The sequence below is a fragment of the Serratia bockelmannii genome (genome assembly GCF_008011855.1).
In the GTDB taxonomy this organism is placed as follows: domain Bacteria; phylum Pseudomonadota; class Gammaproteobacteria; order Enterobacterales; family Enterobacteriaceae; genus Serratia; species Serratia bockelmannii.
This window is the reverse complement of sequence record NZ_VOUX01000002.1, coordinates 67,779-88,138: the sequence shown is the minus strand read 5'-3', so window position 1 is coordinate 88,138 and position 20,360 is coordinate 67,779. Positions and strand designations below refer to the sequence as shown.

Annotated in this window: 22 protein-coding genes; 9 read left to right on the top strand and 13 right to left on the bottom strand. The window is 61.4% G+C overall.

What is annotated here, in order from left to right; genetic code table 11:
* The first annotated feature begins 82 nt into the window (after positions 1-82).
* Complete coding sequence (gene lpxC / locus FOT55_RS02525) at positions 83-1,000, top strand: UDP-3-O-acyl-N-acetylglucosamine deacetylase (protein WP_004932754.1); 918 nt, start codon at positions 83-85, stop codon at positions 998-1,000.
* 114 nt (positions 1,001-1,114) lie between these two features.
* Here the strand turns inward: lpxC and FOT55_RS02520 are convergent, their stop codons facing one another.
* Positions 1,115-1,630 (bottom strand): DUF721 domain-containing protein, encoded by a 516-nt coding sequence (locus FOT55_RS02520; RefSeq protein ID WP_025301574.1) that lies wholly within the window; start codon positions 1,628-1,630, stop codon positions 1,115-1,117.
* Positions 1,631-1,656: 26 nt separating this feature from the next.
* Here FOT55_RS02520 and secM point away from each other — a divergent pair, with 26 nt between their 5' ends.
* The 3 genes from secM to mutT all read left to right on the top strand — a co-directional run bounded on the left by secM (position 1,657) and on the right by mutT (position 5,463).
* Positions 1,657-2,187 (top strand): secA translation cis-regulator SecM, encoded by a 531-nt coding sequence (gene secM, locus FOT55_RS02515; RefSeq protein WP_049204789.1) that lies wholly within the window; start codon positions 1,657-1,659, stop codon positions 2,185-2,187.
* A gap of 82 nt (positions 2,188-2,269) precedes the next feature.
* Positions 2,270-4,978 carry a preprotein translocase subunit SecA gene (gene secA / locus FOT55_RS02510; protein ID WP_025301576.1) on the top strand — a complete coding sequence of 903 codons (2,709 nt, stop codon included), beginning with the start codon at positions 2,270-2,272 and terminating at the stop codon, positions 4,976-4,978.
* A gap of 80 nt (positions 4,979-5,058) precedes the next feature.
* Positions 5,059-5,463, top strand: coding sequence for an 8-oxo-dGTP diphosphatase MutT (gene mutT / locus FOT55_RS02505; protein ID WP_025301577.1), 405 nt, complete (start codon positions 5,059-5,061; stop codon positions 5,461-5,463).
* A 39-nt stretch (positions 5,464-5,502) separates the two neighbouring features.
* Here mutT and yacG read toward each other — a convergent pair whose 3' ends face one another.
* Genes yacG through coaE form a run of 3 tightly spaced genes read right to left on the bottom strand, consistent with a single transcriptional unit; the run spans position 5,503 to position 7,118 of the window.
* Entirely contained in the window at positions 5,503-5,694 is a 192-nt protein-coding gene (yacG, locus tag FOT55_RS02500; protein WP_025301578.1) for a DNA gyrase inhibitor YacG, read from the bottom strand.
* A 51-nt stretch (positions 5,695-5,745) separates the two neighbouring features.
* Positions 5,746-6,498, bottom strand: coding sequence for a cell division protein ZapD (gene zapD / locus FOT55_RS02495; protein WP_025301579.1), 753 nt, complete (start codon positions 6,496-6,498; stop codon positions 5,746-5,748).
* Between the two features lie 5 nt (positions 6,499-6,503).
* The gene (gene coaE, locus FOT55_RS02490) at positions 6,504-7,118 is read right to left on the bottom strand and encodes a dephospho-CoA kinase (protein ID WP_043135914.1); all 615 of its coding nucleotides are present in this window, start codon (positions 7,116-7,118) and stop codon (positions 6,504-6,506) included.
* Positions 7,119-7,480: 362 nt separating this feature from the next.
* Here coaE and FOT55_RS02485 point away from each other — a divergent pair, with 362 nt between their 5' ends.
* Positions 7,481-8,524 (top strand): GMP reductase, encoded by a 1,044-nt coding sequence (locus FOT55_RS02485; protein ID WP_015376656.1) that lies wholly within the window; start codon positions 7,481-7,483, stop codon positions 8,522-8,524.
* 54 nt (positions 8,525-8,578) lie between these two features.
* On the opposite strand, the gene hofC is transcribed toward FOT55_RS02485, so the two are convergent.
* The 4 genes from hofC to nadC all read right to left on the bottom strand — a co-directional run bounded on the left by hofC (position 8,579) and on the right by nadC (position 12,740).
* On the bottom strand, positions 8,579-9,778 hold the full coding sequence (gene hofC, locus FOT55_RS02480; RefSeq protein WP_060434239.1) for a protein transport protein HofC: 1,200 nt from the start codon (positions 9,776-9,778) through the stop codon (positions 8,579-8,581).
* Positions 9,775-11,217: a type II secretion system protein GspE gene (gene gspE, locus FOT55_RS02475; RefSeq protein WP_147823054.1), complete on the bottom strand. Its 1,443-nt coding sequence runs from the start codon at positions 11,215-11,217 to the stop codon at positions 9,775-9,777. The genes hofC and gspE overlap by 4 nt, the downstream gene beginning before the upstream one ends.
* Positions 11,218-11,222: 5 nt before the next feature.
* A complete protein-coding gene (gene ppdD, locus FOT55_RS02470) occupies positions 11,223-11,660 on the bottom strand; it encodes a prepilin peptidase-dependent pilin (RefSeq protein ID WP_099816579.1) in 438 nt (145 codons plus the stop codon).
* Between the two features lie 189 nt (positions 11,661-11,849).
* Complete coding sequence (gene nadC, locus FOT55_RS02465) at positions 11,850-12,740, bottom strand: carboxylating nicotinate-nucleotide diphosphorylase (protein WP_147823053.1); 891 nt, start codon at positions 12,738-12,740, stop codon at positions 11,850-11,852.
* 84 nt (positions 12,741-12,824) lie between these two features.
* Between nadC and ampD the strand changes: the two genes are divergently transcribed.
* Positions 12,825-13,421: a 1,6-anhydro-N-acetylmuramyl-L-alanine amidase AmpD gene (gene ampD / locus FOT55_RS02460; RefSeq protein WP_025301585.1), complete on the top strand. Its 597-nt coding sequence runs from the start codon at positions 12,825-12,827 to the stop codon at positions 13,419-13,421.
* A complete protein-coding gene (ampE, locus tag FOT55_RS02455) occupies positions 13,421-14,275 on the top strand; it encodes a beta-lactamase regulator AmpE (protein ID WP_025301586.1) in 855 nt (284 codons plus the stop codon). The genes ampD and ampE overlap by 1 nt, the downstream gene beginning before the upstream one ends.
* Positions 14,276-14,335: 60 nt before the next feature.
* On the opposite strand, the gene hemL is transcribed toward ampE, so the two are convergent.
* Positions 14,336-15,625 carry a glutamate-1-semialdehyde 2,1-aminomutase gene (gene hemL / locus FOT55_RS02450; RefSeq protein WP_025301587.1) on the bottom strand — a complete coding sequence of 430 codons (1,290 nt, stop codon included), beginning with the start codon at positions 15,623-15,625 and terminating at the stop codon, positions 14,336-14,338.
* Between the two features lie 174 nt (positions 15,626-15,799).
* Between hemL and clcA the strand changes: the two genes are divergently transcribed.
* Positions 15,800-17,239 (top strand): H(+)/Cl(-) exchange transporter ClcA, encoded by a 1,440-nt coding sequence (gene clcA / locus FOT55_RS02445; protein WP_147823052.1) that lies wholly within the window; start codon positions 15,800-15,802, stop codon positions 17,237-17,239.
* An 89-nt stretch (positions 17,240-17,328) separates the two neighbouring features.
* Positions 17,329-17,673, top strand: coding sequence for an iron-sulfur cluster insertion protein ErpA (gene erpA / locus FOT55_RS02440; protein ID WP_004932708.1), 345 nt, complete (start codon positions 17,329-17,331; stop codon positions 17,671-17,673).
* A 62-nt stretch (positions 17,674-17,735) separates the two neighbouring features.
* Here the strand turns inward: erpA and FOT55_RS02435 are convergent, their stop codons facing one another.
* The 4 genes from FOT55_RS02435 to mtnN form a co-directional block, all read right to left on the bottom strand.
* Positions 17,736-17,984, bottom strand: coding sequence for a hypothetical protein (locus tag FOT55_RS02435; RefSeq protein ID WP_065424607.1), 249 nt, complete (start codon positions 17,982-17,984; stop codon positions 17,736-17,738).
* 200 nt (positions 17,985-18,184) lie between these two features.
* Positions 18,185-18,799, bottom strand: a complete 615-nt coding sequence (locus FOT55_RS02430) for a TRIC cation channel family protein (protein WP_038873529.1) — start codon at positions 18,797-18,799, stop codon at positions 18,185-18,187.
* Positions 18,799-19,584 (bottom strand): vitamin B12 ABC transporter substrate-binding protein BtuF, encoded by a 786-nt coding sequence (btuF, locus tag FOT55_RS02425; RefSeq protein ID WP_147823163.1) that lies wholly within the window; start codon positions 19,582-19,584, stop codon positions 18,799-18,801. The genes FOT55_RS02430 and btuF overlap by 1 nt, the downstream gene beginning before the upstream one ends.
* A 22-nt stretch (positions 19,585-19,606) precedes the next feature.
* A complete protein-coding gene (gene mtnN / locus FOT55_RS02420; protein WP_049200308.1) occupies positions 19,607-20,308 on the bottom strand; it encodes a 5'-methylthioadenosine/S-adenosylhomocysteine nucleosidase in 702 nt (233 codons plus the stop codon).
* Positions 20,309-20,360: the final 52 nt, after the last annotated feature.

The following is a 20,360-nucleotide window of genomic DNA, read 5'->3' as shown; positions in this document are numbered from 1 at the left end:
TCTCCGCTCTTTGTGCTAAACTGTCCCGCCAGCCATGCTGTATGCTTGGCTGGTAGGATGGATAACATTGCGAGATAAAACGATGATCAAACAAAGGACATTAAAACGTATTGTTCAGGCGACTGGCGTCGGTTTGCATACCGGCAAGAAAGTCACGCTGACAATGCGCCCAGCGCCGGCTAATACCGGGGTCATCTATCGTCGCACTGACTTGAATCCACCGGTTGATTTTCCGGCTGATGCAAAATCCGTGCGTGATACCATGCTCTGTACTTGCCTTGTGAATGAGCATGACGTGCGTATTTCGACCGTTGAGCACCTCAACGCCGCGCTGGCTGGGCTGGGCATCGACAACATCGTCATTGAAGTCGACGCCGCTGAAATCCCAATCATGGACGGCAGCGCCAGTCCGTTCGTGTTCTTGCTGCTGGATGCCGGCATCGAAGAACTGAACTCGGCGAAGAAATTCCTGCGTCTGAAAGAGACTGTGCGTGTTGAAGATGGCGATAAATGGGCCGAGCTGTCCCCGCATAACGGGTTCCGCTTGGACTTCACCATCGATTTCAACCACCCGGCTATCGACGCCAGCTCTCAGCGCTATCGCCTTGATTTCTCGGCTGAGTCGTTCGTGCGTCAAATCAGCCGCGCGCGCACCTTCGGGTTTATGCGTGACATCGAATACCTGCAGTCCCGTGGCCTGGCCTTGGGCGGCAGTTTCGATTGCGCCATCGTGGTAGACGACTACCGCGTGCTTAACGAAGACGGTCTGCGTTTCGAAGACGAATTCGTACGTCACAAAATGCTGGACGCCATCGGCGACCTGTTCATGTGCGGCCACAACATCATTGGCGCGTTCACCGCGTTCAAGTCTGGCCACGCGCTGAACAACAAACTGCTGCAGGCCGTGTTGGCCAAGCAGGAAGCGTGGGAATACGTGACCTTCCAGGACGAAGCCGAAATGCCATTGGCATTCAAGGCGCCGTCTACCGTATTGGCGTAAGGTCTGAATTCCTCGCCTGCGAATAACGGCAGGCGCATCCCCTGAGAGCCTGAGAATTCAGGCTCGCGATGGTGTGATGCCGGCTGTCGGGTGTTTTGCAGTTCGTGTCGCTGATTACTTATCACGACTGGTTGTGTTGGTACCCTCTCCGGCCAATGCAGCCAGCCGTTCCAATATTTTGCGCAGCTTCTCCGGGCTACGGCTTGCCAATCCTCTCAGTTCCTCCGCACTTTCCAGACTCAAATGCCGCATTGGCACGGGTTTTTCAGGCGCTTTTTCGGCGTTTTGCACCTGGTTGCTGCCTTTCGCCATCAAGGCCGGATTAATCCTGATGTCGATCGACGACAATGATGGTAGAATTTGCGCTCGTAGTGCAGACAGCAAAGCGGGTTGTTCGTAGCGCAAGCGCATCATCCAACTGGCATTTGCCGTTTCGAGCACTAAAATACCCTGTCGGAAATTCGCGACGCGGCACCAGGGATGCAGGGGAGCGGGCAACAGGCCCTTCACTGCACGGTTAAGCTTGAGCAGCGCCACCGCGCGTTGCTGGACGTTTTGCAGCGTCCCTTTGCTGCCGGCAGACGCGTCGTCGAACAGGACATCTAATAATTGTGGACGGCTATCGCGCATAATGGGCTCCGGCGGATTATAAACTCGTGATCGGTATTCTAAATCGTTGGCGACAATTTGGCAGACGTTATTTCTGGCCCCATCTCCTGTTAGGGATGGTTGCGGCCACGCTTGGCGCACCTTCCAATTTGTCCGGCGCCCCCGATCAGGCCGCACTGCCGAGCACATCGTCCAGCCTTAACCGGCAAAATTCGGCCAACGGCACCTTCAACAGCCTGGCCCTGCTGCAGGACGCACATCGCCGTCCTACCTTCAGCGTAGATTATTGGCAGCAACATGCGCTGCGCACCGTCATTCGTCACCTCTCTTTCGCGCTGGCGCCGCAGGCGGTTTATGCGCGGGTGCAGGAGAGCGAAGCCGAAGCGGAACCCCCTTTGCAAGTGGCGCAACTGGCGCTGCTTTCTACTCTCAACGCGCTGCTGACGCACGAGCCGAAGCCGCCGACCATCATTCGTCACACCCACCTTGAGGTGTTGCCAACGCTGGCACGGCATCAGACCGGCCTGTGGGTGGCGCAGGTGCAAGGCATTCGTGCCGGGCCCGCCGCACTCGTCTGACTTCGCCCTTCGGGCACAAAAACCATAAATAATAGCAAGTTGACTGCCGTGCTCGGCCGTCATGACAGAGATATCAAACATCATGTTAGTGAAATTATTAACCAAAGTTTTTGGCAGCCGTAACGATCGTACCCTGCGCCGCATGCGCAAAGTGGTTGAGCAGATCAACCGCATGGAACCGGACATGGAAAAACTGTCCGATGACGAGCTGAAAGCGAAAACCAACGAGTTCCGCGCGCGCCTGGAGAAAGGCGAGTCGTTGGACAGCCTGATCCCGGAAGCCTTCGCCGTGGTGCGTGAGGCGAGCAAGCGCGTGTTCGGCATGCGTCACTTCGACGTGCAGCTGCTGGGCGGCATGGTGCTGAACGATCGCTGCATCGCCGAGATGCGCACCGGTGAAGGTAAAACCCTGACCGCGACGCTGCCGGCTTATCTGAACGCCCTGAGCGGCCGCGGCGTGCACGTCGTGACCGTCAACGACTATCTGGCGCAGCGTGACGCCGAAAACAACCGTCCGTTGTTCGAGTTCCTCGGCCTGAGCATCGGTATCAACCTGCCGGGCATGCCGGCGCCGGCCAAGCGTGAAGCTTACGCCGCCGACATCACCTACGGCACCAACAACGAATACGGCTTCGACTACCTGCGCGACAACATGGCGTTCAGCCCAGAAGAGCGCGTGCAGCGCAAACTGCACTATGCGCTGGTGGATGAGGTGGACTCCATCCTGATCGATGAAGCGCGTACGCCGCTGATCATCTCCGGCCCGGCAGAAGACAGCTCCGAGATGTACATCAAGGTCAACAAGCTGATCCCTAAACTGATCCGCCAGGAAAAAGAAGACTCCGACACCTTCAAGGGTGAAGGGCACTTCTCGGTGGATGAGAAGGCGCGTCAGGTCCACCTGACCGAACGCGGCCTGATCCTGATCGAAGAGATGCTGGTGGAAGCTGGCATAATGGATGAAGGCGAATCGCTGTACTCGCCGACCAACATCATGCTGATGCACCACGTTACCGCCGCGCTGCGAGCCCACGTGCTGTTCACCCGCGACGTGGACTACATCGTGAAAGACGGCGAAGTGATCATCGTCGATGAGCACACCGGCCGTACCATGCAGGGCCGCCGCTGGTCCGACGGTTTGCACCAGGCGGTGGAAGCCAAAGAAGGCGTGGAGATCCAGAACGAGAACCAGACGCTGGCTTCGATCACCTTCCAGAACTACTTCCGTCTGTACGAGAAGCTGGCCGGGATGACCGGTACCGCCGATACCGAAGCCTTCGAATTCAGCTCGATCTACAAACTGGACACGATCGTGGTGCCAACCAACCGTCCGATGATCCGTAAGGATATGCCGGATCTGGTGTACATGACCGAGAAAGAGAAGATCGGTGCCATCATCGAAGACATCCGCGAGCGTACCGCCAAAGGCCAGCCGGTGCTGGTGGGTACCATCTCAATCGAGAAATCCGAAGTGGTTTCCCATGAGCTGACCAAAGCGGGTATCGAGCACAAGGTGCTGAACGCCAAATTCCACGCCATGGAGGCGGACATCGTCGCCCAGGCGGGTCAGAGCGGTGCGGTGACCATCGCCACCAACATGGCGGGCCGTGGTACCGATATCGTGCTGGGCGGCAGCTGGCAGGCCGAAGTGGCGCTGCTGGAAGAACCGACCGAAGAGCAAATTGAAGCCATCAAAGCCGCCTGGAAAGTGCGCCACGATGCGGTGCTGGCGGCGGGCGGCCTGCATATCATCGGCACCGAGCGCCATGAATCGCGCCGTATCGATAACCAGCTGCGCGGCCGTTCCGGTCGTCAGGGCGACGCCGGTTCATCCCGCTTCTACCTGTCGATGGAAGATGCCCTGATGCGTATCTTCGCCTCGGATCGCGTGTCTGGCATGATGCGTAAACTGGGTATGAAAGAAGGCGAGGCGATTGAGCACCCGTGGGTGACCAAGGCGATTGCCAACGCTCAGCGCAAGGTGGAGAGCCGTAACTTCGATATCCGTAAGCAACTGCTGGAATACGACGATGTCGCCAACGATCAGCGCCGCGCTATCTACAGCCAGCGTAACGAATTGCTGGACGTGTCCGACGTGAGCGAAACCATCGCCAGCATCCGCGAGGACGTGTTCAAGAGCACCATCGACAACTACATCACGCCGCAGTCGCTGGAAGAAGAGTGGGACATTCAGGGGCTGGAAGAGCGCCTGAAGAACGACTTCGATCTGGAGATGCCAATTGCCCAGTGGCTGGACAAAGAGCCGGAGCTGCACGAAGAGACGCTGCGCGAACGTATTCTGGAGAACGCCAAAGAGCAGTACCTGCGTAAGGAAGACGTGGTCGGCAGCGAAATGATGCGCAACTTCGAGAAGGGCGTGATGCTGCAGACGCTGGATTCCCTGTGGAAAGAGCACCTGGCGGCGATGGACTACCTGCGTCAGGGCATCCACCTGCGCGGCTATGCGCAGAAGGATCCGAAGCAGGAGTACAAGCGCGAATCCTTCAACATGTTCGCCACCATGCTGGAATCGCTGAAATATGAAGTGATCAGTGTGCTGAGCAAGGTACAGGTGCGGATGCCGGAAGAAGTGGAAGCGCTGGAACAGCAGCGTCGTGAAGAGGCTGAGCGCCTGGCGCAGCAGCAACAGCTGAGCCACCACGACGAGAACGCGCTGGTGACCGAAGATCCGAACGCGCCGGCGACCGCCGAGCGCAAAGTGGGCCGCAACGATCCTTGCCCATGCGGTTCCGGCAAGAAATACAAGCAGTGCCACGGCCGCCTGCAGTAATGCCGGCTGCGGTTAACCGATAACACCCAGGGGTTCAGCTTGCTGAGCCCCTGTTTTTTGGCACCCATCAGGAGGGTGAGATGAAACATCTGAATATCGCCGTGGGCATCATCCGCAATGCTCAACGGGAGATCTTTATTACCCGCCGCGCCGCTGACACGCACATGGCCGGATTTTGGGAGTTTCCCGGCGGCAAGATCGAACCGGGTGAGACGCCGGAACAGGCCCTGAGCCGCGAGTTGCGTGAAGAGACCGGTATCGAAGCCGAGCGGGCCGAACTGTTGGAGGTGGTGGAACATCGTTTCAGCGATCGCATCGTGACACTGAATTTTTATCTGGTGGAGCGTTGGGCGGGCGAGCCGTTTGGCCGTGAGGGGCAGCCGATGCGCTGGGTAAAACAGGCCGATCTGCGTGAAGACGAGTTCCCGGAAGCCAACGTCGGCATTATTCAACTGCTGGTAGCGCAGGCGAACGCCGCGCAATAACAAGATTGGCCTGGCGTCCGCCAGGCCTTCAACCGGCGACTAGCGATCGTCGAGTTCGCTCCAGTCTTCGCTTTCCGACAGATCGCTGTTGCTCGGAATGCGCTTCTCTTCATCGGCCCACTCGCCAAGATCAATCAGCTGGCAGCGCTTGCTGCAAAACGGCCGGAACGGGCTGACTTCACCCCAAACCACGCCGGTGCCACAGGTTGGGCATTTCACTACGGTCGTCATAACGGTTCCTTACGCCTTCTGTCAGTGCTGAGAAGGCTTGCTTTCATGAGTTCAACAACAGGCCAATTCGAACGTCAGGCGTTCAGGCACCACGCCATTTTCGCTGTCCAGCGGCAGGAAACGAATGGCATAACGCGTCTTGTGGCCAGAAATCTGCGGATAAAGCTGCGGCGCCAGATGGAGGCGCAGGCGTAGCAGATCCGCCCCTTCGGCGTTGTCCTGGAAAAAGCCGTTCAGGCTGATTTGATTGCGAAACGGCCCCGACTGACGGATCAGATCCAGCACCATGATCAGCGCCTGGTTCAGCGGATCCAACGATTGCAGCCAGGCGGCGACGTCGGCGTCGCGATCCTGCTGCGGCGCGTGCATCCACATGTGCAGGGTTGGCAGATCGAAGCTGCAGCAGCCGCCGGGAATGTTCAGCCGCTGGCGCACCAGGCCGATCAGCCGGTCTTCACGCAGCGCCTGACCGAGGCGCGGCGCCGCCATCAGCGCCGATGAGCGCGACTTCAACTGGCCGCGCAGCTGATCGATCAGCGCCATATCCACGCCCGGCACATCGGCCCAGGCCAACAGTTTTTGCTGCTGGCGCTCCAGCTCTTTGAGCAGTTCGGTGCGCACTTCGCCGCGCTCCAGCACGTCCAGCAGGTCGGAGACGGTGCGAAAGAAGGTAAGGGCGATGGCGGTTTCGCTCAGGGCGCGCTGGCCGTGCAGCTGTTGCAGTAAAAACTCGATGCGCAGCCAGGTGCGCATTTTTTCGTTAAGCGGGTGTTCAAAGAGAACGGTTGGGGAAACATCACTCATGCAGTTTAATCCTGTTGGGGCGCTGTTGCCGCCAGTTCAAGGTAGCGACGATGCAGTGCGGCGACCTGTGGCTCTATCCCCTGAGCGGCGCCGCTGTTGTCAATAATGTCATCCGCCACGGCGAGGCGCTGCTGGCGCGTGGCCTGGGCGGCGAGAATGCTCTGCGCTTGCTCGCGGCTGACGCCGTCGCGCGCGATGGTGCGAGCCAACTGGGTCTCAGCGTCGACATCGATCACGAGCACCCGATCGGCGCGATCCTGCAGGCGGTTTTCCACCAGCAGCGGCACCACCCACAGTGCGTACGGGCTGGCAGCCTGCGCCAGTTGGCGTTGGGTCTCGCGGTGTATCAGCGGATGCAGTAGTTGGTTCAGCCAGGTTTTGTCATCGGGGTGGCTGAAGATGCGCTGACGTAGCGCAGCGCGGTTCAACGCACCGTCCGGCAGCAACATTTCATTACCAAATCGCTCGGCGATCGCGGCCAGAGCAGGGGTGCCCGGCTCAACGACCTGACGGGCGATCACGTCGGCATCGACAATGGCTGCGCCGTGGCGCGCAAAGGCGTTCGCAACGGTCGTTTTGCCGCTGCCTATGCCCCCGGTCAACGCAACAATGTAGGCCATGGTGTTAGGTGCATCCGATGTTCATAAAAAAATAATAGACGAATCATAAAGCGATCGCGCAGAAGTGCAAGTCGGCAGGCGGCGCTTGCGCCTCGGCCCCGTTCGGGCGGCGAGAAAAAGCGCAGCGGCACGGCAGAAATGAGCGGGCAATCACACTGCGATTATGCAGGTAAATTTGTCGGATTGTAGCGTAAATAAAGGCGAATTCGCAGTCTTGTTCGGCGATTATTAGCGCGTATTATAACGTCACTGGAACTGGCATTAATCTCGCCGTCATCTTTCCGCGCCACGGGAAAGCCGTCGGGCAGAGGTTCGAATATCCTCCTTGCGATCCGTCGCCATTAACCAGGAAATCATAAGTCATGCGTATTGAAGAAGATTTGAAGTTAGGCTTTAAAGACGTGTTGATCCGCCCTAAGCGTTCCACGCTGAAAAGCCGTTCCGAGGTTGAACTGGAACGTCAGTTTACCTTCAAGCATTCAGGTTGCAGCTGGTCCGGCGTGCCGATTATCGCCGCCAACATGGACACGGTGGGCACCTTCCGCATGGCCGAGGCCCTGGCTTCTTTCGACGTTCTCACCGCCGTACACAAACATTACAGCGTCGAGCAATGGGCTGACTTCGTGCAGCGCATGCCGGAATCGGTGCTGCGCCACGTGATGGTGTCCACCGGCACCTCCGAAGCCGACTTCGCCAAAATGCAGCAGATCCTGGCCCTGTCTCCGGCGCTGAAATTCATCTGTATCGACGTGGCCAACGGCTACTCTGAACACTTCGTCGCCTTCCTGCAGAAAGCGCGCGAAGCCTGCCCGAATCACGTGATCTGCGCCGGTAACGTAGTGACCGGCGAGATGGTGGAAGAGCTGATTCTCTCCGGCGCCGACATCGTTAAGGTCGGCATCGGCCCGGGCTCAGTTTGTACCACCCGCGTGAAAACCGGCGTGGGCTACCCGCAGCTGTCGGCGGTGATCGAATGCGCCGATGCGGCCCATGGGCTGGGCGGCCAAATTGTCAGCGACGGCGGCTGCTCGGTGCCGGGCGATGTCGCCAAAGCCTTCGGTGGCGGCGCGGACTTCGTGATGCTGGGTGGCATGCTGGCCGGCCACGACGAGTGCGAAGGCACCGTGGTGGAAGAGAACGGCGAGAAGTTCATGCTGTTCTACGGCATGAGCTCCGAGTCAGCGATGAAGCGCCATGTCGGCGGCGTAGCGGAGTATCGCGCGGCCGAAGGGAAAACCGTCAAGCTGCCGCTGAGGGGCGAGGTGGAGTTTACCGTGCGCGATATCCTCGGCGGCCTGCGTTCCGCCTGCACCTACGTCGGCGCCGAGCGTTTGAAAGAGCTGACCAAGCGCACCACCTTTATCCGCGTGGCAGAGCAGGAAAACCGCGTCTTCGGCAGCAAATAAGCCGCACCTTGCATTCGGGCGCAGCACACCGCGGCGCCCGCTATCCTTTTCCCTTTATCCCAACACGCTGCCCAGTTGAAAGATAGGCAGGTACATGGCGATCACCAAAGCGCCGACAATCCCGCCCACCACCAGCATCAGCAGCGGCTCCAGCGTTTGCGCCAGCGTATCGGCCAGCTCGTGCGTCTGCCGTTCATACCACTGCGCCAATTTATCCAGCAAGGCGTCCAGCGAACCGGACTCTTCGCCCACCCGCACCAACTGCCGGCACAGCGGCGGAAACAGCGGTTGCAGGCCCATGGCATGATGAAAGGCTTCTCCTTCGGCGATCTGCCGTCGCACCAGCTCCAGCGCCTGTCGGTACAGCAGATGGTCAGCCGCCAGCGCCGCCGCGCTCAAGCCTTCCACCAGCGTCAGCCCGGCGCGTTGGGTCATGGTCAGGATGCGAAATGTTTGGCTCAGCGCGCCGCCGCTCACCAGCCGGGCGATCAGCGGCAGGCGAAGCAAGAGTGCCTGTTCACGTCTGCGCCACGGCGGGCGCGGATGCAGCCAGCGGCAGTAGCCGAACAGCGATGCGCCGAGCAGCAGCGCCAAATAGGGGCCAACGGCGATCAGCAGCGCGGACAACTTCAATAGCCCTTGGGTAAACCAGGGCAGTGGCGCATCGAACGATTGATAAACCTTGGCGAATTCTGGCAGCACCATCACCAGCATCAGCACGCTGACCAGCAGCGCCACCGCACAGATGAAGAGGGGATACCGCAGCGCCTTGGTCACCTTGCGGCGCAGCAGCAGCTGGGCTTCTTGCTGTTGTGCCAGCTGCAGGCAGCAGCGATCGAGGTTACCGGTCAGTTCGCCGATGGCGATCAGCTGGCGGTAGATCAGGGGAAAAATCCCCGGTTGTTCGGCGAGGGTTTCGGAAAGCGGTTGCCCTTCGCGCACCTGGTCGGCCAGCTGGCGCAGCAGGCAGCGCCAGGCTGCCGAAGGATGCTCTGCTGCCAGCAACTGCAGCGCATCGACCAGCGGCAACCCCGCCTGAAGCAGAGTGGCGAGCTGGCGGGTGAAGTGGATTAAGGGTTCTCCACGCCATTGGCCGGGCGTAACGCGTTTGCCGTGCCCGATTCGGCACGGTTGCAGGCCTTGTTCGATCAGCAACCGGCTCACCTGCCGTTTTTCTTCGCTCATCAGTTCGCCGCGGCGTAAGGCGCCCTGAGCGTCGAAAGCCTGCCACAGAAACAGGCGGCGTGCTTTCATGACGTGGTTGCGCCGAGCTGGACGACGTCGATCACGCGATACAGTTCTTCCAGCGAGGTCGTGCCTTCGGCGGCCAGAGTCAGCCCGGCCTGCAGCAGCGAAAGCTGCCCCTGTTCGCGGGCGATATCCGCCAGCAGGCTAGGAGCAGCGTTCGCCAGCAGCGCCGCCTGTATTTCCGGCGTAATGGCCAACAGCTCATACACGCCGATGCGCCCATAGTAACCGCCGAAGCAGTGCTCGCAGCCGTCGGCGCGCCAGGCGGTCAGCGGTTCTGGCCAGATCGCGGTGGGAAAATGCGTCGGCTGGCTTTGCGGGTAGCGGCAGTGGCGACACAGCCTGCGCACCAACCGCTGCGCGACGATCAGCTTCAGGCAGCCGGCGAGCAGGTAACCGGGGATCCCCATGTGCATCAGCCGCGTCAGGGTTTCGCCAGTGGAGTTGGTATGCAGCGTTGACAGCACCAGGTGGCCAGTTTGCGCGGCCTTGACCGCGATCTCGGCGGTTTCCGCATCGCGGATCTCGCCGATCATGATGACGTCCGGATCCTGACGCAGCAGGGCGCGCAGCACCCGGGCGAAGCTCAGCTCGGTTTTGGCGTTGATCTGGGTCTGATTAATGCCGAACAGCGGGATCTCGACCGGATCCTCGACGCTGCATAGGTTGCTTTGCGCATCGTTCAACTGGCGCAGACCGCTGTACAGCGTCACCGTCTTGCCGCTGCCGGTCGGGCCGGTCACCAGGATTAACCCTTGCGGGCAGGCCAGCGCCGTCGAGTAGCGCGCCAGATCCGCCCGGCTCATGCCCAGTTTATCCAGCGGCAGCTCCTGCTGCTCACCCTGCTGGACGCGCAGCACCACCTTTTCGCCGTGCAGCGTCGGCAGGGTGGCGATACGCATGGCATAGCGCGCGCTGTCCAGCGTCAGGCTGAGCTGCCCGTCCTGAGGCTGACGGCGCTCGGCGATATCCAACTGGCCGAGGATCTTCAGCCGGGCGATGAGGCGCGCGGTCAGCTGCGGCGGCGGTGAGGCGAGGGTTTGCAGCACGCCGTCGATGCGCAGACGAATGCGAAAATGCTGCCGAAAGGGCTCGAAGTGGATGTCCGAGGCGCGGCGCTGAATGGCCAGGCGCAGCGTCTGGTTGATGAACTGTACCACCGGCGCATCGCCGTCGTCGGGGTAGGCGATATCGGTTGTGTCCTCTTCGGCTGCCAGCGGTGCCGAGAGCGGCTCGTGGTGCTGATTCAGCGCCAGCTCCAACCTGGCCGCCGGCCATTGTTCCAGATGGATGCGTTTGCCGGTGGCGAAACGCAGCGCCACCAGCAGCCCCTGCGGCGCTTCTTCGCTGAGCGCGACCGTCAGGGTGGTCGGGTCTTCGCTCAGCGCCAGCGCCTGATAGCGCCGACACAGGGTGTGAACCTCTTCGCTGATTTGCGCGTTCATCGCTGCTACTCCGCTGCGTCGTCGAAGCGGAAGACTTCCCGGCACACCTCAACCAGCGTCGCGTTTTCGCTGCTGCACAGCCGGGTCCAGTGGGTCAGCCCATCGGCGTTCGATTTGGGGGTTAACGCCACCGCCAGCCCCTGCAGCGTTTGGGCGCCGGTCAGCGTGATGACGCCTTTAACGACTTTCACCTCGCTGACGTAACGCGACGCGCCGCCGGTGGGAATGCCTTTGCTGCCAGCGTCACAGCCGGCGGGCGCGCCTTCATCCAGCACGCACAGTTCGACCGCCAGTTTATACGGCGCCATGGTTTGCAGCATGTCGGTCATCGCCGCTTTCTGGATGTAGCGCTGGTAGGCGGGAATGCCGATGGCGCTGAGGATGGCGATGATGGCGATCACCACCATCAGTTCGATCAGGCTAAAGCCGCGTTGCGTTTCCATGCGTTGTTTCCTCCATAAGGGTGTGGAAAACAACGGTAGCGGTTTGCGCGGGGGAACGGCGAGCGGGTTTTACGCGTTTCTCGGCGTGCTTCCATCAGTAATGATGCCGTTTGCAGCGGAGGGAAAAACGGTGCGAGGGGCTTCGCAAATCTGCGGTAACGCCCCCGGCGGCGGCCGGGGGCGAGGGGATCATTTGAAGCGCATCGACAGATCGAGCGCGGTCACATGTTTGGTCAGCGCGCCGACCGAAATGTAATCCACGCCGGTCTCGGCGAAGGTGCGCAGCGTCTCGCTGGTGACGTTGCCGGATACCTCCAACTGGGCGCGGCCCTGGGTTTGGGCGACCGCCTGACGCATCATCTCGACGCTGAAGTTGTCCAGCATGATGATGTCGGCGCCGGCGTCCAGCGCCTGCTGCAGTTCATCAAGCGATTCGACTTCCACTTCCACCGGCACGTCGGCGTGCAGCCAGAAGGCTTTTTCCACCGCGTTTTTGATCGAGCCGGAGGCGATGATGTGGTTTTCCTTGATCAGGAAGGCATCGGACAGCCCCAGCCGGTGGTTGCTGCCGCCCCCGCACAGTACGGCATATTTCAACGCGGTGCGCAGGCCGGGCAAGGTCTTGCGGGTATCGAGCAGGCGAGTCTGGGTGCCTTCCAGCAGAGCCACATAGCGGCTGACCTCGGTCGCCACGCCGGAGAGCATCTGCACGAAGTTCAGCGCGGTGCGCTCGCCGGTCAACAGCACCCGCGCAGGGCCGCGCAGCCGGCAAAGCGGTTGGTTCGGTATCAGACGGTCGCCGTCTGCCACCAGCCACTCCACCTGCACCTGGTTGCCCAACTGAATAAAGACTTCGTTCAGCCAGCGGCAGCCACAGAACACGCCGGCTTCGCGGGTAATGACGGTGGCTTCGGCCTGCTTGTCCGCCGGTAACAATTGCGCGGTAATATCGCGCCCGGCGTCAACTTCACCTCCCAGGTCTTCGCGCAGCGCCTGGGCGACGGAATAGGGAATATCACTTTCAATACGTTCAAGAAGCTCGGTACGGCGACGGTCGGCACTGTAGCGGCGTGTCGGCATGGAAAACTCCGAAATGGACGGTTAGATCGTAGGGGAACATGCTACTCTGTTGCAGGAATAAGTACCACCGCAGAGAGGTGTCTGATGCAGTTGGAAAATGGCTGGATTGTCGGGGTGACGCGAGTGGTTTCGCCGCACTGCGATCGTCGCCCGGATGACGAGCCGCCCTCGCTGCTGGTCATCCATAACATCAGCCTGCCGCCCGGCGAATTCGGTGGCCCCTATATCGACCAGCTGTTCACCGGCACGCTCGATCCCGCGCAGCACCCTTATTTCGCCGAGATCCATCAGCTGCGAGTGTCTGCGCACTGCCTGATCCGCCGCGATGGGGAGATCGTGCAGTATGTGCCCTTCGACCAGCGCGCGTGGCACGCGGGCGTTTCTCTGTATCAGGGGCGCGAACGGTGCAACGATTTCTCCATCGGCATCGAGCTGGAAGGCACCGACCAGTTAGCCTACACCGAGGCGCAATATCGCACGCTGCAGGCGGTCACCGCGCTGCTGGCCGAACATTATCCGCCGTTGGCGGCGCATATCGCCGGGCATTGCGATATCGCCCCCGGCCGCAAAACCGATCCCGGGCCGGCGTTCGATTGGGATCGCTATCTGGCATCTCTGGAACAACGCGGCGCGCCTGCCGACGCTATGCTTGAGACAAGAAAAAGGGAGAGGAATCGCTAATGACGCTGTTTACGCTGTTGCTGGTTTTGGCCTGGGAGCGCCTGTTCAAGCTGGGGGAACACTGGCAGCTGGATCATCGCCTCGAAGTGGTATTTCAGCGGCTGCATCGGGTTTCGCTGGCGCAGACGCTGGCGATGACCGCCGCCTGGATGGTTGTCGTCTGGGGCGTTCTGTGGTTGTCGCACGGGTTATTCTTTGGCGTGGTGACGCTGCTGCTGTGGATCGTCATCGATCTGCTATGCGTCGGCGCCGGCATCAAGCGCAAACACTACCGCGCCTACCTGAAAGCGGCGCGACAGGGCGATACCCACGCCAGCGACCAGATGGCGGAAGAGCTGGCGTTGATCCACGGCTTGCCGGTGGACTGCAGTGAGGAGCTGCGCCTGCGCGAGCTGCAAAACGCGCTGCTGTGGATCAACTTCCGCTATTACCTGGCGCCGCTGTTCTGGTTCGTGGTCTTTGGGCCGTACGGGCCGATCGCGCTGGCGGGATATGCCTTCCTGCGCGCCTATCAAACCTGGCTGGCGCGCCACAATACGCCGCTGGAGCGTTCGCAGTCGGGCATCGATCATCTGCTGAACTGGTTGGACTGGATCCCGGTGCGTTTGGCCGGGGTGGCCTATGCGCTGTTTGGCCACGGCGAGCGGGCGCTGCCGGCTTGGTTCGCCTCGCTGGGGGATCGGCATTCGTCGTCGTATCAGGTGTTGACGCGGCTGGCGCAGTTCTCGCTGGCGCGCGATCCGCATATGGATCCGGTGCAAACGCCGCGCGCGGCGGTGACGCTGGCGCGCAAGGTGACGATGATCATCGTGGTGGTGGTGGCGCTGTTGACCATTTACGGCACGCTGCTTTAAGCCGCAGCGAAAAACAAAACGGGCGCCGAGGCGCCCATTTTTTTGGCCATCCGGCCGGGATTACAGCTTGGCGAAGCAGCGACGCGCGGCGTCGATGGTGCGCTGGATGTCTTCCTTGCTGTGCGCCACGGACATGAAGCCCGCTTCGAAGGCGGACGGTGCCAGATACACCCCTTCTTCCAACATCAGGTGGAAGAAGCGCTTGAAGCGTTCCACGTCGCACTGCATCACGTCCTGGTAGCAGGTGACCGCCGGCGCGTCGGTGAAGAACAGGCCGAACATGCCGCCGACGTTGTTGACCACCAACGGGATATTCTCTTCCTGCGCCGCATGCAGCAGGCCTGCGGCCAGCATCTCGGTCAGTTCGGTCAGCGTCTGGTGCACGCCAACCTGCGACACTTCGGTCAGGCAAGCGTAGCCCGCCGCCATGGCGATCGGGTTGCCGGACAGGGTGCCCGCCTGGTAGACCGGACCGGTCGGCGCCAGCGCCTCCATCACGTCGCGACGGCCGCCGAAGGCGCCCACCGGCATACCCCCGCCGATGATTTTGCCGAGGCAGGTCAGATCCGGCTCAACGCCGTAATAGGACTGCGCGCCGGCCAGCGCGACGCGGAAGCCGGTCATCACTTCGTCGATGATCAAGAGCGCGCCGTACTTGTCGCACAGGGCGCGCAGGCCCGGCAGGAATTCCGGCAGCGGCGGCACGCAGTTCATGTTGCCGGCGACCGGCTCGACGATGATACAGGCGATCTCTGACGGGTACTGTTCGAAGGCGGCGCGCACCGAATCCAGATCGTTATAGGTGCAGGTCAGAGTGTGTTTGGCGAAGTCGGCCGGCACGCCCGGTGAGTTCGGCTGGCCGAGGGTCAGCGCGCCGGAGCCGGCTTTCACCAGCAGGCAGTCGGCGTGGCCGTGGTAGCAGCCTTCGAACTTGATGATTTTATCGCGGTTGGTGTAGCCGCGCGCCAGGCGGATGGCGCTCATGGTGGCTTCGGTGCCCGAGTTCACCATGCGCACCATATCCATCGTCGGCACCAGCTCGGTGACCAGCTGCGCCATTTTGACTTCCATCTCGGTCGGCGCGCCGAAGCTCAGGCCGCGCTGCGCCGCTTCGATCACCGCGTCGCGGATCGCCGGGTGGTTATGCCCCAGCACCATCGGCCCCCAGGAACCGACATAGTCGATATAGGCCTTGCCGTCGGCATCGAACAGGTAAGCCCCGTCTGCCCGCTCGATAAACAGCGGCACACCGCCTACGCCGGTGAATGCACGCACCGGAGAGTTCACCCCGCCGGGGATCAACTGTTGCGCCTGGGCGTACAGACTTTCGGACTTGCTGTGTAGGCTCATAAATCGGCTCCTGGATTCTCTTTTGAATGATTTGACCGCGCTATTCTAGAGGAGAGCGCCGCGTTATGAAACGATCACAGTCAGATACCATTAACGGCAGCGCCCGCCGCCGGGTTGGGGTAGAATTATCGCCCTGCCTATTTGTATTACAAATTACCTAACGAATCACTCGCGATGACGGAATCACATTCACAGCCAGTCGGGACGTTGAGCCCGCGTCTTAGCCGCAGCGATGCGGTGCGTCAGTTTATTCGCCGTGATAAAACCCCGGTGGCGATCCTGGTGATGGCCGCGCTGGTGGGGGCGCTGGCCGGTTTGCTCGGCGTGGCTTTCGATAAGGCGGTGGAGTGGGTGCAGCAGCAGCGGCTAGCTTCGTTGGCGCAGGTCGCCGACTCCTGGCTCCTGGTGTGGCCGCTGGCGTTTATCCTGTCCGCCGCGCTGGCGGCGCTGGGCTATTACCTGGTGCGGCGCTTTGCGCCTGAGGCGGGCGGCTCGGGCATTCCGGAGATCGAAGGCGCGCTGGAGGAGCTGCGGCCGGTGCGCTGGTGGCGCGTGATACCGGTGAAATTCATCGGCGGCATGGGCACGCTGGGGGCGGGTATGGTGCTGGGGCGCGAAGGGCCCACGGTGCAAATGGGCGGCAACGTCGGGCGCATGGTATTGGACGTGCTGCGCATTCGCGGCGCCGAGGCGCGTCATTCGCTGCTGGCGACCGGGGCCGCCGCCGGGCTGTCCGCCGCGTTCAACGCGCCGCTGGCCGGCATTCTGTTTATCATCGAAGAGATGCGGCCGCAGTTTCGCTACAACCTGATCTCGATTAAAGCGGTGTTTATCGGCGTTATCATGTCGAGCGTGGTGTACCAGCTGTTTAACGGCCAGGGCTCGGTGATCGCGGTCGACAAACTTTCTTCGGCGCCCATCAACACCCTGTGGCTCTATCTGGTGCTGGGGGCGATATTCGGCGCGGTGGGCGTGGGGTTCAACGCGCTGATCTTCCGCACCCAAGACATGTTCGCGCGCCTGCACGGCGGCAGAATGCGCAATATCTTGTTGATGGGTGGGTTGCTCGGCGGCGTGTGTGGCATTCTGGGGTTGATTCAGCCAGAGGCGGCGGGCGGCGGCTTTGGGCTGATCCCGATCGCCGCGGCGGGCAATTACAGCGTCGGCATGTTGATGTTTATCTTCATTACCCGCATCTTCACCACGCTGCTGTGCTTCGGTTCCGGCGCGCCGGGTGGCATCTTTGCGCCGATGCTGGCGCTGGGCACGCTGTTCGGCACCGCCTTCGGGCTGGCGGGGGCGCATCTGTTCCCGCAATACGGCATCGAAGCGGGCACCTTCGCCATCGCCGGTATGGGGGCGCTGTTCGCCGCCACGGTGCGGGCCCCGTTGACCGGTATCGTGCTGGTGCTGGAAATGACCGACAACTACCAGCTGATTTTACCGATGATCATCACCTGCCTCGGCGCCACGGTAGTGGCGCAGCTGCTCGGCGGCAAGCCGCTGTATTCATCGATCTTGGCTCGCACCCTGCAAAGGCAGGAGGCGCAGCTGGCACGGGAAGCGGCGGAGAAAACAGGTAAAGAAAATACAACAAATGCGGTGAATACTTGAACGCAACACTCAGGTATCGGATAATCGTTAATATTAATCAGGCAGCCATAGTCGCGATCTGATGCTGAACAATGTTGGGAGTAAAGAGTATGAGTGATCAAACGGCACTGCCCCTGCAATTTACCGAGGCAGCAGCAAACAAGGTTAAGTTCCTGATTGCTGACGAAGAAAACCCGAACCTGAAGTTGCGGGTTTACATTACCGGCGGCGGCTGCAGCGGATTCCAGTACGGCTTCACTTTTGACGACAAGGTCAACGATGGCGACATGACCATCGAGAAGCAGGGCGTGGCGCTGGTGGTCGATCCGATGAGCCTGCAGTATCTGGTCGGCGGTTCGGTGGACTACACCGAAGGGCTGGAAGGGTCGCGCTTCGTGGTGACCAACCCGAATGCCAAAACCACCTGCGGTTGCGGTTCGTCGTTTAGCATCTGAGTTTGCCTGTCAGAACATCAACCCGCTCGCCTTAGGCCGGCGGGTTTTTTTTATACCTACCATTACCATTCCACGAGGATCACTTCCGCACCGTTCTGCTGCGTCGGTGGGTTGCGGATGATCTTCGGCTGCGCCGTCGCGTGGCTGCATTCGGCCTGGGGGACGGCGGCTTCGAGGCGCACGGCGCATTGCGGTTCAATGGTCAGGGTAACGCCGATCTGGCCGCTGACGGCATCGGCATACGCGGCGCCACTCAGCAGGGCGCCACAGCAGGCAAGCAGAATTTTTTTCATCATTGCGGGAATAGTCATCCGTAAGCCATCTTGTGATGACTTATCGGCAAAAAGTTAAAAAGTTTTAACAGCGTGGGGAAGGGATTAACCTGCGAATAACAGAATTTTACATCGTCACTACGCTATTTTTCGGACGAAAATAATAACACTGGACCCGTTTTTAGTCTAATAAATCACCCGGTGTGGCGTTGCCAAGCGTCGCCCCGCAGGGCGACGGCTCAGCGTTCGAGAATAAAGGCGGGCAGCTTGAGGTGCCAGCGGATGGCCGCCAGCCGAATGGCCAGCGTGATGATCATGCCCAGCATCATGGCCTGTTGCAGCGGCATGTGGAAGGTGTAAAACGCCGTAGCGTGCACGATGCCGCCGATGATGCAGGCGGTGGCGTAAATTTCGGTGCGCAGGATCATCGGGATCTCGCGCGCCAGCACGTCGCGGATAATGCCGCCGCCGACGCCGGTGATCACTCCCATGCAGATCGCCACCAGCGGGCCGGTGCCGGCCGCGAAAGCCTTGTTGACGCCGATGCCGACGAACACCGCCAGCCCGACGGCGTCGAGCACCGGCAGCACCCATTTCGGCAGGCGGCGCGGCTGGCGCACCAGCAGCAGCGTCAAGACGCAGGTGATCATCGCTACCACCAGATCGGTGGGATCCTTGACCCAGAACACCGGGCCGTTGGCCAGCGCCATGTCGCGGATGGTGCCGCCGCCGACCGCGGTGACCACACCCAATACCAGCACGCCGAACGGATCCATGCGCAGCTTGCCGGCTAATAGTACGCCGGAGACGGCGAACACCGCCGTGCCGAGAATATCCAACCAGAACACCAGCATCAGCGGATCTCCGCCAGCTGGCGGCACAGCTGCTGCGCCGCCAACAGCAGGCGCGGCCCGCCGCGATTGAACCAGTCTTCGTTCAGCGCGATCACCGGCACCTGCAGCTGCGGCGCCCAGAAGGCTTTCACATTGGCGGCCTCTTTCGCGCCGCCGGTGATGACGATGGCCTGGGGTTGACGCGCCAGCACCTGCTCGCGGCTGATCTGCGGCCAAGGGGTGCGGCTATCGGCGAAGACGTTCTGCCCGCCGCACAGCGCCAGCACCTGGCTTTGCAATGTGGCGCCGGAGCTGGTGAACAGCGGCTGGGTGCCGAACTGCAGCAGCACGCGCCGTGGTGAGTTAGCGGCGTATTGTTGCTTGAGAGCGGCGAACTGGCGGCGAAGGTCGTCTGCCGCCTGATGCGCCTGATCCGGGTGCGGGCTGTATTGCGCCAGCTTATCCAGCAAGCCAGCGATCCCCCCGAGGTTGTCGGCGTCCGCATAGAAGATCGGGATGCCGAACGCGGCGAGCTGATCCAGCACGCGCTGCGGATTGCCGCCGCGCCAGGCGAGGATCAGGTCCGGCTTGAGCGCCAGCACCCGCTCCAGGTTGATGCCCTGCCAGGAGGCCACCTGCTCCAGCTTGGCGGCCTGCGGCGGGTAATCGGAATAGGCGCTCGCCGCCACCAGTACCTCGCCCATGCCGGCGGCATAGGCGAGCTCGGTGGCGTTGGGCGCCAGGCTGATCACCCGCTGAGCGGCGCCGGCTGGCATGGCCAACCAGAGCGCCAACAGACAGAGCATCGAGGTGAAGCGCAGCCTCACATCAACCGCGCTTGGCCAGGGTTTGCAGCATGGCATTGACCATCAGCGTAGACTGCTTGGCCGCTACCACCAGGAACTCGTCAAAGCTCATGTGCGACTCGCTGTCGGCGACGTCGGAAATGGCGCGCACCACCACGAACGGCGTGCCGAACAGATGGCAGACGTGGGCGATCGCCGCGGCTTCCATTTCCACGGCGGCGACGCGCGGGAAAGTGGCGCGGATGCGCGCCAGCGGCTCGGCGCCGTTGATGAAGGCGTCACCGCTGCAGATCAGGCCGCGCACCGCGTGCAGATCCAGCTGTTTGATGCAGCTTTCCGCCAGCGCGATCAGCGCGTCGTCGGCGACGAACGCCGCCGGGCAGCCGGCCATCTGGCCCGGCTCGTAGCCGAAGGCGGTGACGTCGGCGTCGTGGTAGCGCACTTCTTCCGACACCACGATATCGCCCACGCGCAGGGTGCTGGCCAGGCCGCCGGCGGAACCGGTGTTGATCACCAGATCCGGGCTGCAGTGTTCCAGTAGCAGGGTGGTGCCCATGGCCGCAGAGACTTTGCCGATGCCGGATTTCAGCAAGGCCACGTCAACGCCGCCGATCTGGCCGGTGTAGATTTCGCAGCCCGCGCGCTGGATGGTTTGACGGTTTTCGATTTGATCGCGCAGCAGGGTGACTTCCTGCTCCATTGCGCCGATGATGCCTACTTTCATAAATAACACTCGCTGATTGGCCGTGAGAATTGCGGCATAGTCTATCATGGCT

Excerpts from the sequence above, each read along its gene's own strand:
- coaE (WP_043135914.1), bottom strand. The coding sequence starts at position 7,118 with ATGGCCTACATTGTTGCGTTGACCGGGGGCATAGGCAGCGGCAAAACG.
- ampE (WP_025301586.1), top strand. The coding sequence starts at position 13,421 with ATGACGCTGTTTACGCTGTTGCTGGTTTTGGCCTGGGAGCGCCTGTTC.
- FOT55_RS02430 (WP_038873529.1), bottom strand. The coding sequence starts at position 18,799 with ATGCTGGTGTTCTGGTTGGATATTCTCGGCACGGCGGTGTTCGCCGTC.
- FOT55_RS02435 (WP_065424607.1), bottom strand. The coding sequence starts at position 17,984 with ATGACTATTCCCGCAATGATGAAAAAAATTCTGCTTGCCTGCTGTGGC.
- mtnN (WP_049200308.1), bottom strand. The coding sequence starts at position 20,308 with ATGAAAGTAGGCATCATCGGCGCAATGGAGCAGGAAGTCACCCTGCTG.
- secA (WP_025301576.1), top strand. The coding sequence starts at position 2,270 with ATGTTAGTGAAATTATTAACCAAAGTTTTTGGCAGCCGTAACGATCGT.
- nadC (WP_147823053.1), bottom strand. The coding sequence starts at position 12,740 with ATGCCGACACGCCGCTACAGTGCCGACCGTCGCCGTACCGAGCTTCTT.
- gspE (WP_147823054.1), bottom strand. The coding sequence starts at position 11,217 with ATGAACGCGCAAATCAGCGAAGAGGTTCACACCCTGTGTCGGCGCTAT.
- hemL (WP_025301587.1), bottom strand. The coding sequence starts at position 15,625 with ATGAGCCTACACAGCAAGTCCGAAAGTCTGTACGCCCAGGCGCAACAG.
- FOT55_RS02485 (WP_015376656.1), top strand. The coding sequence starts at position 7,481 with ATGCGTATTGAAGAAGATTTGAAGTTAGGCTTTAAAGACGTGTTGATC.
- hofC (WP_060434239.1), bottom strand. The coding sequence starts at position 9,778 with ATGAAAGCACGCCGCCTGTTTCTGTGGCAGGCTTTCGACGCTCAGGGC.
- FOT55_RS02520 (WP_025301574.1), bottom strand. The coding sequence starts at position 1,630 with ATGCGCGATAGCCGTCCACAATTATTAGATGTCCTGTTCGACGACGCG.
- btuF (WP_147823163.1), bottom strand. The coding sequence starts at position 19,584 with ATGCTCTGTCTGTTGGCGCTCTGGTTGGCCATGCCAGCCGGCGCCGCT.
- erpA (WP_004932708.1), top strand. The coding sequence starts at position 17,329 with ATGAGTGATCAAACGGCACTGCCCCTGCAATTTACCGAGGCAGCAGCA.
- lpxC (WP_004932754.1), top strand. The coding sequence starts at position 83 with ATGATCAAACAAAGGACATTAAAACGTATTGTTCAGGCGACTGGCGTC.
- yacG (WP_025301578.1), bottom strand. The coding sequence starts at position 5,694 with ATGACGACCGTAGTGAAATGCCCAACCTGTGGCACCGGCGTGGTTTGG.
- ampD (WP_025301585.1), top strand. The coding sequence starts at position 12,825 with ATGCAGTTGGAAAATGGCTGGATTGTCGGGGTGACGCGAGTGGTTTCG.
- zapD (WP_025301579.1), bottom strand. The coding sequence starts at position 6,498 with ATGAGTGATGTTTCCCCAACCGTTCTCTTTGAACACCCGCTTAACGAA.
- clcA (WP_147823052.1), top strand. The coding sequence starts at position 15,800 with ATGACGGAATCACATTCACAGCCAGTCGGGACGTTGAGCCCGCGTCTT.
- mutT (WP_025301577.1), top strand. The coding sequence starts at position 5,059 with ATGAAACATCTGAATATCGCCGTGGGCATCATCCGCAATGCTCAACGG.
- ppdD (WP_099816579.1), bottom strand. The coding sequence starts at position 11,660 with ATGGAAACGCAACGCGGCTTTAGCCTGATCGAACTGATGGTGGTGATC.